A 1,507-nucleotide genomic window follows, 5' to 3' on the forward strand; every position below is an offset into this window, starting at 1 on the left:
GTGGACTGATCCAACTTTTACAATAAAAACAGTTAAAAATGATGGTGAGGAAAAAGATGAAACTTATCATGATGTAGCGGCAGCTTTGGCAAGTGTTGGTAGTTCTATCACAAATGTTAAAAATGATATCAAGAATGAAATCACGAGTGTAAAAGATGATAGCCTTGTTAAGTGGGATGAGGAGACCAAGCATATTAACATTGGTAGTGACAAGGAAGATGCTACAATCAATATTGCGGATAAAGGAAGTAAGGACAGAATCCTTTCTGGTGTGAAGGATGCTGTGAATAATAATGAAGCAGTTAACAAAGGTCAGCTTGATAAAGAAATTGCAGATGTGCGTTCAGTGGCAGTTTTTTACGATCAAGAAGAAGTTTCAGATGATGACAATCGACTTATCAGATCAGCACGTAAAAGTAATAAATCGAATGTGACTTTTGGCGATCCAAGCAAAGGTACTGTTGGATTGCATAATGTTGGCGTTGGTAAAGTCGCAGACGTTTCAACCGATGCGATTAATGGCTCACAGCTTCATTCATTGGGTACTGGGGTTGCGAAGGCTTTAGGTGGTGGTGCGAGCTATGAGAATGGCACATGGACAGCTCCAAGCTTTACGCTTAAGACTTTCAAAGAAGATGGCGGTGTTGCTGACTCGACTTATGACAATGTCGCGTCTGCCTTTTCCGGTGTTGGTGATTCATTCGAGAAAGTTAAAGATAAATTTGCGAATATTAAGGATGAAATTAGCAAAGAGATCAGTACAGTTCAAAGTGATGCTTTATTGTGGGATGGGACTAAAGGCGCTTTTGTTGCAACGCATAGGAAAGAAAATAGCAAAACCGATAGCAAGATTACCTCTCTTGCCAATGGAGACATTAGTGCAACCTCAAGTGATGCTGTAGCGGGTAACCAGCTTTATAAATTGGGTACTGAAGTTGCAAAGACTTTAGGTGGTAATGCCAAATATGAGAATGGCGAATGGACAGCGCCAAACTTCAAGGTAAAGATAGTTAAGAATGATGGTAGTGAAGTTGAAGAGCAAAGCTATGAAAGTGTATCTGCTGCATTTGAAGGAGTTGGTAGTTCATTCACGAATATCAAAAATGAGATTACGAACCAGATTAATCATCTTCAGTCAGAGGATTCAGCGGTTGTTCACTATGATAAACAGAAGGATGATGGTGAGACTGATTATGCCAATATAACTTTAGGTGGTAAGGGTAAAATCCTCACAGCGCTGCACAATGTTGGTGATGGTAAGATTGCAGAAGATTCCCATGATGCAATCAATGGTTCCCAGGTCCATTCTCTTGGAAACACAGTTGCAACTTATTTAGGTGGCGGTGCTGGTTATGAAGAAGGGAAATGGACCGCTCCAAGCTTCAAGGTAAAGATAGTCAAGAATGATGGTAGTGAAGTTGAAGAGCAAAGCTATGAAAGTGTATCTGCTGCATTTGAAGGAGTTGGTACATCTTTCACGAATATCAAAAATGAGATTACGAACCAG

Annotated in this window: 1 pseudogene; it reads left to right on the forward strand. The window is 40.2% G+C overall.

The features are described 5' to 3' along the window. Positions 1–1,507, forward strand: a pseudogene (locus PVV69_RS09820) (hypothetical protein); the annotation flags it as partial.

Origin of the sequence: Bartonella sp. MM73XJBT, from assembly GCF_028618465.1 — a bacterium.
Lineage (GTDB): Bacteria > Pseudomonadota > Alphaproteobacteria > Rhizobiales > Rhizobiaceae > Bartonella.